Below are 12,587 nucleotides of genomic sequence, written 5' to 3'. Positions count from 1 at the left end.
CTAGAATAAATGCTGACAAAATAGTATAACAATTTAACCAGAATGATTGAGGTTATTAGACATCAAAAAACTTTTACAGCAGATACTTTTAGTTTAAACACTAGAACGAAAGTCAAGCAATATTTTAATTATAAAAATGTAACTAAAAATACTAATTTTTTTATGAATAGCGATCGCTTTAGTTAATCCAAACTCCTTCAGTTAAATCTCAATCAAAAAGGATTAAATAGTATTAATGGATACAAGTATGGCACAGTTATCTCAAGTATGGAAGCGTTTGATAACTTATGTCAAGGGATCGCAAATCAAAGCTAATCAGACTCAAAACAATAGCGGAGAATTGCTATATCTGGAAAGGTTGCAACAAAGCTTAGAAGAATGGGCAAAACTTGATAGTGAGTTGAGTTTTAAGATAGGCGATCGCCAATTGCACGAGCAGATATATGATTTGATGGGCAATTGTGCGCTCAAGCCGTATATTGTAGAAGCAGTAATGCAGAAGCTAATTGCTAGCGAGCAATTTTGTCCAGTGCTGTTATTTCAGCGCTTAGAAACTTTTTATCAAGGCTGGTGTCAAGGGGAATTTATCGATGCTGCACCTACAGACAACTTGCCACAGCAAAAGATGTTACAGTTACAAGCACAAAATCTTGCGATCGGGCTGCGCCAGGTAGATATTAATACAGGATTGAATGTATTAATTTTGCTGTTAGAGTTACACCGCTATGGACAACAGCAAGACCACCTGAAAGAAAAAATTATTTTTTATCCCTCTGGACAACAACATACAGGCAACTTTTTTACATCACAATTACTTAGGACAATTAATTATAGCGATGCAATTGAAATTGGCAATTTTAGTAATATTGTTGGCGAATTTCTAAAAGGAGGTAACTTTAGCGGTGCTTACCTTAGCGATGCCAACCTCACTGGTGTCAATTTCAGTGGTGCCAACCTCAATGGTGCCAACCTTGGTGATGCTAACCTGACTGGTGCTAATTTCAGTAATGCCAACCTCAATGGTGCCAACCTTAGTGATGCTAACCTCAGCAGTGTGAATCTCAGCGGTGCTAACCTCAGAAGTATTGACCTTAGTAGTGCTAACCTCAGTGGAGCCAACTTCAGTGGTGCTGACCTTTATCGTGCCGATCTCAACAGCGCCGATCTCAACAGTGCCAACTTTAGTGGAGCCGATCTTAGTCACGCCAATCTGACTGGTGCCAACCTCAGGGATGCCAAACTCAGTAGCAGCTATCTCAGTCATGCTATCCTTTTCAGTGCCAATCTCAGCGATGCGAATCTTAACGGCGCTAATCTCAACTATGCTGATCTGTGCCGTGCGGATCTCAGTGGTGCGAACCTCAATCATGCTACCCTCAAAGGCGCAAACCTAAGCGACACTATCCTTTTTGGTACCAACCTTAAAAGCGCTATTCTCATTGCTGCTGACCTAAGTTATGCCAAACTTAATGGTGCAAAACTCCACGGTGCTAACCTGCAAAGCGCTATTCTCTTAGGCGCAGATCTCAGCGGTGTAGATTTAGGTGGCGTTATTCTTATTGAAGCAGATCTCAGCAGCGTCATTCTCAATCAAGCCAATCTTAGTGATGCTGACATCAGCGATGCAATTCTCTTTGGCACCGATCTCAGTTATGCAAACCTCAGTAGTGCCAACTTGAGCGGTAGTAACCTTAGCGGTGCTATTTTCTATGGTGCGGATCTCAGCCACACCAACCTTAGCCAAACAATTCTCGGTGGTGCTGACCTTAGCAACGCTAACCTGGAGAAAATGACTTGGAGTAATTACCTTGAGTGGAAGGGTGTGCGTGGTTTGGATAAAGCCGTGAACGTACCAGAAGGGTTAAAACAGCAACTGGGGTTGAGGTAAGACAAGAGGAAAATGGTACTTCATAAAGCATTGGGATCTTCTCCCAACTCCCTTAACCTAGCAGCTAAACGCTCGGCTCTTTGGTGTTCGGCTTCTTCTGGTAAAAGCACTAAATTGCCAGCTTGATCGTAAAAACGCAACCACAATGCCGTCTCCCGTTCTATTGTTCCCTCCCAAGTTCCCAACCAAAAGCCCAAGGTCTGACACCAAAGCCATCCCCGTTCATTTGGCACTATAGACTGATAACGAAGGTTAGCATCTAACCGCCATCCTTGTAGGGAAGTCGGTTCAAAAGGGTCAAATACAAAATAATCCCGTGTCCTGAAGACTCGTTCGTAAATATCTTTTTTTGTCCCCGTATCAGCTTCAGCAGTTGAAGGCGACATCAATTCCACAATTACATCCGGGTAACGACCGCCTTCTTCCCAAACCACCCAGCCTTGCCTAGATTTAGAACCATCAACATCCAGCACCACAAAAAAATCTGGCCCTCGAAAATCCCGGTTACGAACTTGGGTGCTGCTGTAGTAAACAAACATATTGCCACCAGCAAAGAAGTCATTGCGATTTGCCCAAGCTTGCTGCAATGACCGAATCAGGATATTCATGGCAATGCGGTGGCGATTTGTTTCCAAAGGTTCTCCATCATCAAAAATTAAATCTTGTGGCGGCGTCGGAAGTTGAGGCACCACAACCGCGCTCATTTGGGATATGGTTTCAAAATCCTTCTCGCTTGCCATCACACTAACCCTGAAGAGTTGATTTACTGAATAATGTAGCTTTTCTATTGTTCTAGTGCCTAACCAAAAGTTTTTTGAAATTTATTGTGATTACTAACTGTTAGATAAACAACTGTTGTAAATGCGATCGCTTTGATGCAGGCAAATATATTGATAAAAGCTTCTGTTAAATCATGTATCGCAATACTTGTGTTGCTTGGACATAGTAGTTAGCCCAAGAGATTATTTAGTTTGCTTGGGACAAACCACAATACTCACAGCGATCGCCCGCTCTTTGAATAACTAATTGACGCAAGGCAGCGGGAATTTTTGACATTTATCCCTGCTTCATCACACGTTGCGACCTTAAGCTAAGTAGAGATAAAAATTCTGCCAACTCAACAAGTCCTTCTGCTTCTCGCCGTTCTGTTTGATTTAACTCTTCGCCTGCATCCTGACGATCCAGCAGAAACTGAAGGCGCTCTTGAACAGCTTGAGGAAGCTGAAATTGAGCCAGTTCAATAGGTATCTCAATTATCTCAGGCATATAGGGAGAAATTTTAACTACTTGTAGAGCCAGTGTAAACCAAAGTTAGTCGAGACGGTCTAATGCTGTTTACTCACCTGTTGTAAATGCGATCGCTTTGAGTGGGAATGGTAGTAATAGTACTTTTTGAATTGAATTGGCGTTGCCTATCCACGCAAGAATGTAAATGAATTCACCACTTGATCAAATGCCTTTTGGTAGATAGCGTCATTATTTCCGTAGCCAGTTTTTCCAAATGTAATAACGATAATGTTAGAACCATTGGGACTTGTGAAGACAACGTGCTCATTCTCGTATAAGCCACTGGATTGGAAGGCGATCGCATTTTGTCCGGCAATTTTTGTATCTTTTAATGCACGAGTTACGCCAAACTGATTACTTTGTTGTACCCATTTCTGCAATGGCAACTTTTGAGGGTTATTCGCTACTGTGACGCTGACATTTGCCGGATATTCTGTTCCCCCTTCATACGCACCCGAACGAATTTTCTTGGCGTGTTCTTGAGTCCAGATTTCAATAGCAGCTAACGGAGCATTATTACTAAAGGGTATTTTTGCTTTATCATCTACCACAAAAATATTAGAAGGATAACTAAACTGAAACCCAAAGCGATCGCTTTTGTAGATGGCTTTGTTTTGGGGAATGGGTTTTGGAGTAGATGGTTTGGATGGAGAAACCTCTCGATTGGAAGCGGGACTTGCTGGCGAGGAACTCACTATTGGAGATTCAGACTGACAGGCGATCATACCTGCTACTACCAAGCCTAACGCAACTGGATGCAAAACCCATTTTTTCAGTTGCTTGTGATTAACTCTCATCATTCACTCCTCTCAAACGTGTAATTCTATAGCTTCAATAGATTCAGCGTTTGCAAGACCAGTTCCATAGTTTTTTGACTTTTCCGCAAAAGATTCAATAGAAATGCCATAATTAAGCCAATTCAAGACGTAATGAACCTTGTCTTGGCTACACTTGAGCATTTAGCTTCGTTTTCGCAGAAATGGCACTTCCAATATGTTGTAACGATACGGAGTGTGTCCAATATGAAAAAAATTCTGTTTTTGCTTCTGCTTAGTGTTGTGTTGATACGTCCGGCAAAGGCTCAGGATACGGGTATTGGAGTGGGACTGAGCTTTGATGTCGAATACATCATGCCTCAACGGTACAGAGAACCTGGTGGTAGAACACGGGCATTGTTTCCAGTCAAATATGTCTGCGGCGAAACACAACCCACCGACAGGCTAGTACCAGGTACTTATAGGACTGTGATCAACGTGCTTAACCTGAGTACGTTTGCTACTGAAGTTGGTTGGAGGTTTTCCTCAGGATTTGGCAGACCTGGAATCGTGGGTGCTAGGGCGAGAATTGAGAGATTCGGCTCTTTCTTCATGGACTGCCCGTTTATCATTCGTAATCTCCAGAGGGCGGGCGTGGAAGTCGGTTCGTTCATCGAGGGATTCGTCACGATCGAGGATCTGAACGATGCCAGGACAGAACGCACACCCACGAGAGTTGCAGCGACATACTCGGTGTTGCACAAACAGGTACACAACTTGCCTGACTTACTGCCAATTCAAAGAGAACGGACATGGTGTCGGCTCGATAACCAAGGACGCCTAATTGTAACGATTAGGAATCAGGGAGAGGCTTCTGCGCCTTTATCGATTACAAGGGTTGCAATTGATGCAGGTGCGTCTTTTAGTAGAATCACGCCTACGCTTGCGCCTGGTTCACAAGCTGACCTCGCACCGATTCCTCTACCGAGTGGTGAAGGCACGGTTGTATTCACCATTACTGCGGATGCCCCTGCTGCCATCCGCGAAATGAATGAAACTAATAATAGTGCGATCGGGGTATGTGTGTTGGTGGAATAGACATCTCCAAAAAACTCCCAAAGCCAGTCTGAGCATTTGGAGACTAAGGGATAAATCTTCAAATTTCTACGTTATATTTTTTAGCAATCTCACGTAGTTTATCTAACTGCTCTTGTGATGCTTGAGCTAATTTTTCGTCTACGGGTAGTGTATTATTCTTGCCTTTTGGAACTAAATACTTGACGTAAAGAGAAATAAAATCAACTACGATTGGTATGCCTTTGAGAGCATTTTTATCAGCTTGCGTTCCTGCTAATAAAGCTGCTAAACCGCCTTCAATTGTATTTCTTGTCGCTTTGACGAACTGATCGACAAGTTCTTCAATGTAGTAGGCTCCTTCCAGATCCTCTAGCTTTTTGTGATCTGGAGTGAATTCGTATCCAGCTGCGATCGCCTGCTCAAAAATACACCAGTCTGTAAATTCTTTCAGTGCTTCGTCAGGAAGACGAGAAAAATAGTTGTGTAATTCCAAATCAGACATTAGATTATCTTGTGACATTCTTTCACCTGAAGATGTAGAGATTTTTAGAAATCTAGAAATTATGCTGTCCGGAAACGTGCCAGTTCTTCACCCGTCTTGGCATCGTGGGCGTGAACGGTACACACCAAACAAGAATCAAATGACCTTGCCACATGACCAACTTCGATTGGATCGGTTGGATCGGCAATGGGTATGCCAATCAAAGCTTCTTCAATCGGGCCGCGCTTTTGTTCGGCATCACGAGGCCCCACGTTCCAAGTAGTAGGGGCAATGACTTGGTAGTTCTTAATTTTGCCGTCTTCTAGTTCTACCCAGTGACATAGAGAACCTCGCGCTGCTTCTGTTGCACCCCAACCACGTCCATCTTTTTCTTTTGGTTTGATATACCAGGGATCGTTTAATTTGAACTCACGCAGACAGTGTTCGGCTTGGCGATACAATTTCACAATTTCGTGAACTCGTGCCAATTGACGCACATGAACGCTGGGGCCACCCATGCGTTTGAAGACATCTAAGATAAATCCGTCGTAGTGCTGCCAAGATTCGCCATGCCTACCACCCGCTACCAACTGCCGCGCTAAGGGGCCTGCTTCTAAACGTCCGTAGTCTATATGACGTACTGCTGTTGACCAAGAATAAGCGTGATTGAAGTCTTTATCATTCTTTTGGATTGGGTTAGTAGTGCGATCGAAGGGGTGAATATCTTCTGTGCCTTCGTCGTACCAAGAGTGAGTGGTATTCTCGCGGGCAAAGGTATGATCCATCAAGGTATGAGTGTCGCTGAAACTGTCATACACTCCACTCTTCATAATCATGGCGGCATTTCGCCCTTCTATCGTTGGCTTTTGGTATCTATCTTCATGAGGTAAATATCCCCAAGTGACATATTTACCCACGCCGCCACCAAATTTATCTAGACCAATATCTAAACCCATGCGCCAATAAAAACCCAAGTCAGACTGGCGATGATTGCGGTTTTCGTGTAGCCACGCCATAAAGTCATCATAGGTTTGGATTTGTTCGTAACGTTCCAATGAACAACCCAACCATATTGGTTCTAACCAATTGGTACGGAAATATTCCAGGATTGACCAAGCACGGGTGATGTCTGTGAGGGTGGGGGCGCACATGACGCCACCGGGAACCATGTAACTAGAATGAGGCCATTGACCGCCTAAAAGAGCATAAATTTCGACTGGTTTGGCAGAAATTGTGACACCGATTTCATAATGCTTACCAGTGAAAGCGGCAAAGCGACGGACAGCTTCGTTATAGTAGCAGCTATGCTGGTATTTTTGATGAGTCAAATCAATCGCAAATAGCCCGTAAAAATAGCGGGGTATGCTTTGAATTGTTTCAACAAGTTGACCGAGATTTCTTGCCAAAATCGCATTGCGCGGAACTTCTGTTTCCCATGCCGTATCTAATGCCCATGATGCACAAGTCAGGTGAGAACCTCCACAAATTCCGCAGATACGAGGTGTGACAATTAATCCGGCTTGCGGATCTTTGCCGCGCAGGATAACTTCAAATCCTCGAAACAGTTCGGCATGAGTCCAAGCGTTGACTACCTGCCCATCTTCAATTTCAACTCGCACATCTAAATCGCCCTCGACTCTACCAACGGGCGAGATATCTAATGTTTGGATACCCATAATATTTGTCCTTTGTCATTTGTCACGTGTCCTCTCTTACAAAGTTCTGAGCGCCGGAAGCCGGCGATCAGACTTTGCGCCTTGTCATTAGTCATTAGTAAATGACCAATGACTATTGACCAATGACTAAACTGTAAAAATATCTTCATCTGCCCAATCTGGTGCTGCATCTTTGGCGACTACTGTGAGTAAGGCATATTCTTTTTTCTTCATGCCTGGGGGTATTTCTTTGGGAACGCCCATCACAGTTTGTGTTTTAAATACTGTTCCCGGTTTGAGATCGTAGAAGGGAAATTCTGGTTCAGTGCAACCTAAACAAGGCATCCCCGCGCGGGTTTTGGAAGAAACGCGATTCCACAAAATCCGGTTGCAGGAAGAATGAGTCATAGGGCCGCGACAACCCAAGTCATAGAACAGACAACCTTTACGCTGACCGAATTCGGCGGTTGTGGCTTTGTAGGCAAAGTGAATGTTGCGGGTACAACCTGTTTGGGTAAAGGTTTTAAAGAAGGTTTGGGGACGATTGAGTTCGTCAAGGGTGATATCATCTAAACGACCTGTGGCGATCGCAACTAATATCTGCGTTATCCAATCTGGGTGGGCAGGGCATCCGGGAATATTAATCACGGGTAGTCCAGCTTTGGATTTGTAATCTGCCCCTAAGAAGCCACCCTTTTGACGTTTGAGAAATTGCAATCCTTGGGATTCACTGGGGTTGGGTGCCATTGCCGGAATTCCACCCCAAGTAGCACAGTCACCCACAGCTACTACAAACTTAGCTACTTTTGCTAAGTCGCTTACCCAGTCTTTCATCGGACGGTGTGCAAAGCGATTCCATTCTCCCGTACCGTTGGGAGCATTAACTACTGTACCCTCGAATACCAAAATATCTAGGGGTATTTTGCCGAGAACACAATCCCACAGCATTGCTTGCAAACTGTCCCCTAGCTCCAGTCCCAAGGAAGGATGCCACAGTACCTTAATACCGAAATCGGCAATTAAATCGCAAACAGTTGGTTCTTCAGCATTTAAAAATGACATGGTGTTGCCTGAACAAGCACCACCTTGTAGCCAGATTACGTTAGTCATTGGCTGCGCATTTGTGTTGTTTAGAATACAAAAATTAGGAAGTTTAACAGTGTAGTGAGTGCTTGGTATTTGGTACTAGGGAGTAGGAAGAGGAGGGGGAGAGTGGGAGTGGGAGAAGAAGAGATGAGGGAGATGGGGAAGAATTTACTCTTATCACTTCCTCACCTCCCTCAACTCCCTCAACTCCATGTCTCCATGTCTCCGTGTCTCCGTGTCCCCGCGTCCTATTCTTCACGATCCCCAGTCCCCTTTACTATCAATGGCTTTTCGTTTCTATTGTAGACATTTAAATAAAAATTAACGTATTTATGAAAACTAAAAAAACATAATTTTCTGGTTGAAACGTTATAGTAAATACATTCTCCAAAGTACAAATAACTATCTTGTTATTACGTATTTATTACATTAGCAAAAGCTCAAATCCTTTTGAAGAAGTCACTAAAAATTTATATACAAGTTAGATTACCTAAAATCAAATATGAAAAATATACTCTCACAAGTCAATACTTGTTTAAATTTTAAATATGATGAGTATTTAATTAAGCAGTTATGATTACCTAATATTTAGATGTAAATTAAAAATATAGAGCCACAAAAACAGATCCTTGAATGCTTTGAGAATTCGAGGTTTGATGATATTATTTAAAAATGTAACGTCTAGTAACTAGATTTTTGGTTGTATTTTGTTTTATATTAAAAGTAGAAAAGCTAAGGTGAATTCAATAAAACTGACGAAAACTTTTAGTAACAATTTAGAGATTTACTAAGAGCCTATCTGACTGATGAGCGGCTAAAAAAGCCACAATTTGTATAAGTTTAAACATGATTTGCAGGTAATCTGGTTAAAGATTTTGGTTGATTACTAGTTAGCATAAAGTTAAAAGCTGCCTTCCTACTTGCAACTCTACATCTGACATGATACCAACTATTACTGATGCCGCAGTGAAAGCAGCGATCGCTGCTATTGCCTCTGAATCAGCATCAACAAAAGACAAAATTGAAATGTTGATTGAGATGGCACATGGCTTTGTGAAAAAGCCGAAAACAGCTCAAGATTTGTGGAATGCGATCGCGCTATACGAACAGGCAGAAGAATTATCTGGTGAAGATTACCCTCTTTTGAAGGCGCGGGCGAAAGTAGGGATAGGAGGGGCGCTGCGGGCAATCCCAGATGGTACAGAAGAATTGCTGCTGCAAGCGAAAGTAATTTACACAGAAGCTTTGCCGATATTGCAAAAGTTGGCATCTCCTGAAGAAGTTGCCGAAGCCCAAATGAACTATGGCTTGATATTGCAGTCTTTAGTACCGTTTAATTTGGCAAAGGTAGCAGACAGCATCCAGGCGTATCAAGAAGCCTTGCGGGTATTTACTTGGGATAAATATCCACAGGAATATGCAATCTTACACAACAATATAGCGATCGCCTACCTTTCCATGTCTGGTGGTTCGCAGCAGCAATATTTATTTGAAGGCTTGGCTGTACAGTCTTTTGAGGTAGCACTCAAGCGAATAAACCTGATCGAACACCCTAGAGAATATGCAATGTTGCAGAACAATTTAGGTAACGCATTGCAATACTTACCATCTGCCCATCCTGTAGATAATTTAGTTCGGGCGATCGCAGCTTACAACGAAGCATTAAAAGTACGTAACTCCAGAGACACACCTTTAGAATACGCCAACACCATTTCTAACAAAGCCAACGCCTTATTCAATTTACCCGATGATTTGGAGAAGCCAGAAATCGGCAATCCTCAAAATCTCTTGCAAGCGCGTGGATATTTTCAACAAGCTTGGGAAATTTTTACACAGTACGGACAAATAGAACAAGCTGAAGTTGTAGCCCAAACATTGCAAGAGTTAAAAGTTAATAGCTAATGGTTAATGGTTAATGGCTAATAGATTATTGTAATTATCAATGAAAAATATGAGGAGAATAAAAAATGACTGAGATATTTACAAGTTTAGCAGGTAATGACATTAATTTAGTTACAGGTTTGATTTACTTAGTAATAGCAACTGTATTATCTTTAGTTGGTGGTGCGATTGGTGGAATTTTATTAGCGGGTGAAGAATTAGGTAATCAGTTTGCTGCGATGATAGGTGGATTATTTGGCCCTGCTGGTGTGATTCCCGCGATAGTATTAGGATTAATTTTACTAAATTTTTGTCCTAAATTTTAGGAGGTTTCATGTTAGAAATAGGCTGGTTTTCTGCCAAATTATTTCTTAAAGGCAAACTAATACGTGAGCCACAATATTTTTGGCGGCAAGTTGGAATTGGTACTAGTATAAGTTCATTACTACTATTTTTACTTTTATTCTTGAAATTTCCGCTTTGGCTAACAGTGGCGGCATCTAGCTTAACAACGGGTACTATTATGCCGTTTCTACTCAAAGATTTCAAAATGAAGTAATTTATTAATTACTAATTGTCATAGGGATTAGAAACATACGGCTAATAAAATTCGCAGCTACACAAACCAAGTTCGCCGATGTGGATTGATGTTGAGCCTGCGGAGGCAGGATTTATTTTTATAGCCCCAGACTTCCAGTCTGAGGGCAATTATAAACAATAACAAAAATATAATGGTTACTCTTGAGGAATTGGTACAAGAAATTAGTCGATTTGAGGCAATTATATCTGAGTGGGATGAAAGCAAAAGAGGCGTAGCTATAGGGTTGAAAAGGGCAATAGAAGAATTACATAAAGAAGCTTTAACCCGCTTAATCAAGAGTATAAAACAAGAATCCATGCCAGCACTGCGTAATGCCGTTAAGGATGAGGTAGTCTACGGCGTATTGCTTTATCATGAATTAGTCAAACCACCAACACCACCTTTAGCAAAACGCATTCAACAAGCCTTAGATGAAGTCCGCCCAAGTTTGAAAAGTCATAATGGTGATGTGGAATTAGTAGCTATTAAAGAACCAGATACAGTAGAAGTTAAGCTAATTGGTGCTTGTGGTAATTGCCCTGCTTCAACATTAACTTTATCTCAAGGAATTGAACAGACAATTAAAATCTATTGTCCAGAAATTATTAATGTAGTTGCCGTTAAATAAAGGCTAAAAGGTTAACTTCTCTTAAAGAATGAACACCCGTATCAAAATTACGTCCCAATCGAATTTCCAAACTCAAGCAACAGACATTCCTCAAAATTTTCCTCTTTCATCAGAAGGTGCAGAGATAATTTTAGGAAGGATGATGGCACCAGGGGAATTGGCAACTCCTCTTGCACCTAGTAATATTGAAATGTTTGGCCCTCGTGCAGCTTGTTTAAAATCAGAAAAAGGGCCTTTATGGGTTTCGGATACGGGACATCATCGCTTATTAGGATGGCGGAATATACCTACTCAAGATAGCCAACCTGCTGATTGGATAATTGGGCAACCAGATTTTCATAGTGAAGGACAAAATGCTAAAGGTACACCAGAAAGTAATACTTTTAGTGTGCCGACTGGCATTTGTTACTGTGGAGAAGGAATGGCAGTAGCAGATGCATGGAATCACCGCGTTTTAATTTGGAAAAAAGTACCAGAAGATAGCAATGTTCCAGCAGATTTAGTATTAGGACAAGCTAATTTTAGTGAGAACGAACCAAATCGGGGTAAGCAAGAAGCACAAGCAAATACTCTAAACTGGTGTTATGGAGTTTTCTATCATAATGGGCGGTTATTTGTAGCTGATACAGGTAATCGGCGCGTGTTAGTTTGGCATCAATTACCAGAAGAAAATAGTCAACCAGCAGATCTAGTTTTAGGGCAACCAAATATGACATCACGCAATGAAAATGGCGGCGGTACTCCTTCCGCATCGAGTATGCGTTGGTGTCACGATATTACCTTTTGGAGAGACAATCTGGTTGTGACTGATGCGGGAAATAACCGTGTGATGATTTGGGATGGAATACCAACAGAAAACAATACACCTTGTACTGTAGTATTAGGACAAAAAAGTTTTGATGTTGTTGAAATTAATCAAGGAGTTTATTTCCCAAGTTCTAGCAGTTTGAGTATGCCTTATGGTGTGGATGCTGCTGGCGATTGGTTGTTGGTAGCAGATACTGCTAATTCTCGAATATTAGGTTGGAAAAAGCCTGAGTCTATTTTATCTTTACAAGAAACTGCTGCGGATGCGATCGCCGGACAAAATAATTTTCTAAGTAAGAGTGAAAATCGTGATTTTGGGCAGCCAAGGCGAGATAGTCTAAGTTGGTGTTATGGAATCAAAATTTGTGGCAAGACGGCGGTAATTGCTGATTCGGGAAATAATCGAGTTTTACTTTGGGAATTAAGATAAATATTTATTTTCTTAAATAAGAAAGTTTTCAT

The 12,587-nt window shown here is 41.8% G+C and carries 13 protein-coding genes; 7 read left to right on the top strand and 6 right to left on the bottom strand.

Translation table 11 applies throughout. The annotated features are described in order from the left end of the window. The first annotated feature begins 247 nt into the window (after positions 1-247). Positions 248-1,888, top strand: a complete 1,641-nt coding sequence (locus U2718_RS15255) for a pentapeptide repeat-containing protein (RefSeq protein ID WP_341998935.1) — start codon at positions 248-250, stop codon at positions 1,886-1,888. 20 nt (positions 1,889-1,908) lie between these two features. Here the strand turns inward: U2718_RS15255 and U2718_RS15250 are convergent, their stop codons facing one another. The 3 genes from U2718_RS15250 to U2718_RS15240 all read right to left on the bottom strand — a co-directional run bounded on the left by U2718_RS15250 (position 1,909) and on the right by U2718_RS15240 (position 3,972). Beyond that, positions 1,909-2,592: a Uma2 family endonuclease gene (locus U2718_RS15250; protein WP_411813303.1), complete on the bottom strand. Its 684-nt coding sequence runs from the start codon at positions 2,590-2,592 to the stop codon at positions 1,909-1,911. A gap of 352 nt (positions 2,593-2,944) precedes the next feature. Further along, complete coding sequence (locus tag U2718_RS15245) at positions 2,945-3,154, bottom strand: hypothetical protein (protein WP_016875646.1); 210 nt, start codon at positions 3,152-3,154, stop codon at positions 2,945-2,947. Positions 3,155-3,300: 146 nt separating this feature from the next. Continuing rightward, positions 3,301-3,972, bottom strand: coding sequence for a hypothetical protein (locus U2718_RS15240; protein ID WP_341998939.1), 672 nt, complete (start codon positions 3,970-3,972; stop codon positions 3,301-3,303). Between the two features lie 225 nt (positions 3,973-4,197). Between U2718_RS15240 and U2718_RS15235 the strand changes: the two genes are divergently transcribed. Further along, entirely contained in the window at positions 4,198-5,028 is an 831-nt protein-coding gene (locus U2718_RS15235; RefSeq protein WP_341998941.1) for a CARDB domain-containing protein, read from the top strand. Between the two features lie 58 nt (positions 5,029-5,086). On the opposite strand, the gene U2718_RS15230 is transcribed toward U2718_RS15235, so the two are convergent. From U2718_RS15230 to U2718_RS15220, 3 genes are all read right to left on the bottom strand, one after another. Then, positions 5,087-5,527 (bottom strand): hypothetical protein, encoded by a 441-nt coding sequence (locus tag U2718_RS15230; protein ID WP_341998944.1) that lies wholly within the window; start codon positions 5,525-5,527, stop codon positions 5,087-5,089. A gap of 41 nt (positions 5,528-5,568) precedes the next feature. After that, positions 5,569-7,164, bottom strand: coding sequence for a nickel-dependent hydrogenase large subunit (locus U2718_RS15225; RefSeq protein WP_341998946.1), 1,596 nt, complete (start codon positions 7,162-7,164; stop codon positions 5,569-5,571). A gap of 126 nt (positions 7,165-7,290) precedes the next feature. Next, positions 7,291-8,253, bottom strand: a complete 963-nt coding sequence (locus U2718_RS15220; RefSeq protein ID WP_341998948.1) for a hydrogenase small subunit — start codon at positions 8,251-8,253, stop codon at positions 7,291-7,293. A 915-nt stretch (positions 8,254-9,168) separates the two neighbouring features. Between U2718_RS15220 and U2718_RS15215 the strand changes: the two genes are divergently transcribed. From U2718_RS15215 to U2718_RS15195, 5 genes are all read left to right on the top strand, one after another. After that, positions 9,169-10,131 carry a hypothetical protein gene (locus U2718_RS15215; RefSeq protein ID WP_341998950.1) on the top strand — a complete coding sequence of 321 codons (963 nt, stop codon included), beginning with the start codon at positions 9,169-9,171 and terminating at the stop codon, positions 10,129-10,131. 65 nt (positions 10,132-10,196) lie between these two features. Further along, complete coding sequence (locus U2718_RS15210) at positions 10,197-10,436, top strand: hypothetical protein (RefSeq protein ID WP_341998952.1); 240 nt, start codon at positions 10,197-10,199, stop codon at positions 10,434-10,436. A gap of 8 nt (positions 10,437-10,444) precedes the next feature. Next, entirely contained in the window at positions 10,445-10,669 is a 225-nt protein-coding gene (locus tag U2718_RS15205) for a hypothetical protein (protein ID WP_276745333.1), read from the top strand. Positions 10,670-10,841: 172 nt separating this feature from the next. Beyond that, the gene (locus tag U2718_RS15200) at positions 10,842-11,318 is read left to right on the top strand and encodes a NifU family protein (RefSeq protein ID WP_341998956.1); all 477 of its coding nucleotides are present in this window, start codon (positions 10,842-10,844) and stop codon (positions 11,316-11,318) included. Between the two features lie 28 nt (positions 11,319-11,346). Beyond that, positions 11,347-12,555: a hypothetical protein gene (locus tag U2718_RS15195; RefSeq protein WP_341998958.1), complete on the top strand. Its 1,209-nt coding sequence runs from the start codon at positions 11,347-11,349 to the stop codon at positions 12,553-12,555. The last annotated feature ends 32 nt before the right edge of the window (positions 12,556-12,587 follow it).

The sequence above is a fragment of the Chlorogloeopsis sp. ULAP02 genome (assembly GCF_038404745.2).
GTDB lineage: Bacteria > Cyanobacteriota > Cyanobacteriia > Cyanobacteriales > Nostocaceae > Chlorogloeopsis.
The sequence above is the reverse complement of the archived record's forward strand: the minus strand, read 5'-3'. Positions and strand labels throughout refer to the sequence as shown.

What these genes read in the sequence shown, in the direction of transcription:
- U2718_RS15255 (WP_341998935.1), top strand. Translation starts at nt 248, where the DNA reads ATGGCACAGTTATCTCAAGTATGGAAGCGTTTGATAACTTATGTCAAG.
- U2718_RS15250 (WP_411813303.1), bottom strand. Translation starts at nt 2,592, where the DNA reads ATGAGCGCGGTTGTGGTGCCTCAACTTCCGACGCCGCCACAAGATTTA.
- U2718_RS15245 (WP_016875646.1), bottom strand. Translation starts at nt 3,154, where the DNA reads ATGCCTGAGATAATTGAGATACCTATTGAACTGGCTCAATTTCAGCTT.
- U2718_RS15240 (WP_341998939.1), bottom strand. Translation starts at nt 3,972, where the DNA reads ATGAGAGTTAATCACAAGCAACTGAAAAAATGGGTTTTGCATCCAGTT.
- U2718_RS15235 (WP_341998941.1), top strand. Translation starts at nt 4,198, where the DNA reads ATGAAAAAAATTCTGTTTTTGCTTCTGCTTAGTGTTGTGTTGATACGT.
- U2718_RS15230 (WP_341998944.1), bottom strand. Translation starts at nt 5,527, where the DNA reads ATGTCACAAGATAATCTAATGTCTGATTTGGAATTACACAACTATTTT.
- U2718_RS15225 (WP_341998946.1), bottom strand. Translation starts at nt 7,164, where the DNA reads ATGGGTATCCAAACATTAGATATCTCGCCCGTTGGTAGAGTCGAGGGC.
- U2718_RS15220 (WP_341998948.1), bottom strand. Translation starts at nt 8,253, where the DNA reads ATGACTAACGTAATCTGGCTACAAGGTGGTGCTTGTTCAGGCAACACC.
- U2718_RS15215 (WP_341998950.1), top strand. Translation starts at nt 9,169, where the DNA reads ATGATACCAACTATTACTGATGCCGCAGTGAAAGCAGCGATCGCTGCT.
- U2718_RS15210 (WP_341998952.1), top strand. Translation starts at nt 10,197, where the DNA reads ATGACTGAGATATTTACAAGTTTAGCAGGTAATGACATTAATTTAGTT.
- U2718_RS15205 (WP_276745333.1), top strand. Translation starts at nt 10,445, where the DNA reads ATGTTAGAAATAGGCTGGTTTTCTGCCAAATTATTTCTTAAAGGCAAA.
- U2718_RS15200 (WP_341998956.1), top strand. Translation starts at nt 10,842, where the DNA reads ATGGTTACTCTTGAGGAATTGGTACAAGAAATTAGTCGATTTGAGGCA.
- U2718_RS15195 (WP_341998958.1), top strand. Translation starts at nt 11,347, where the DNA reads ATGAACACCCGTATCAAAATTACGTCCCAATCGAATTTCCAAACTCAA.